The 703-nt window shown below is 49.9% G+C and carries 1 protein-coding gene; it reads right to left on the reverse strand.

Annotated elements, in window-relative coordinates; translation table 11 throughout:
• Positions 1–703 (reverse strand): iron-containing alcohol dehydrogenase (locus R7044_RS25535; RefSeq protein WP_225456036.1); only part of this gene is annotated, 703 nt, incomplete at both ends.

Genomic DNA, 703 nt, shown 5'->3' on the forward strand with positions numbered 1-703 from the left:
GATGGCATCGATCGCTTGCTCGCGGCTTTCACCGTAGTTGTCTAGTTGAGTCGCTACGCCAAGTTGGTGGTAGAACGCTTCGATGGCTTCGATAGTGCGTTCTGCAAGATCATCACCAGACTCCAAACCAAATACATTACGACCCATTTGCTCAAGCTTCGCGCGCTTAAATTGCATCTGGTTACGCAGCAGTGATGGTTGGATGATGGCAAGAGAACGTGCGTGATCAACGCCCCAAAGAGCAGTCAGCTCGTGACCGATCATGTGCGTTGCCCAATCGTGAGGAACGCCGCTACCAATCAAACCATTCAATGCTTGGTTTGCAGACCACATGAGGTTTGCGCGCCATTGGTCGTCATCGCGCTCTGCGAACTGTTCGCCAAGCGTTTTTAGGGTTTTTAGCAGGGTCTCTGCGTACCCGTCTTGAACCATCGCACCAGTAGGCAGTGTAATGTATTGCTCACAAACGTGTACCCACGCATCCACAATGCCGTTAATAAGCTGACGTTCAGGCAGCGTTTTCATTACATCTGGATCTAAGACTGCAAACTTAGGCTGTACAGCAGGAGACATGAACGGCAGCTTGTCTTGAGTTTCTGCTTTTGTAATCACTGCACCCATGTTGGATTCTGAACCAGTTGCAGGTAGCGTTAGGATAGCCGCAAGCGGTGTTGCTTCTGTAACTTGATGCTTACCGATCATA

This window comes from Vibrio sp. 1402 (assembly GCF_033340275.1).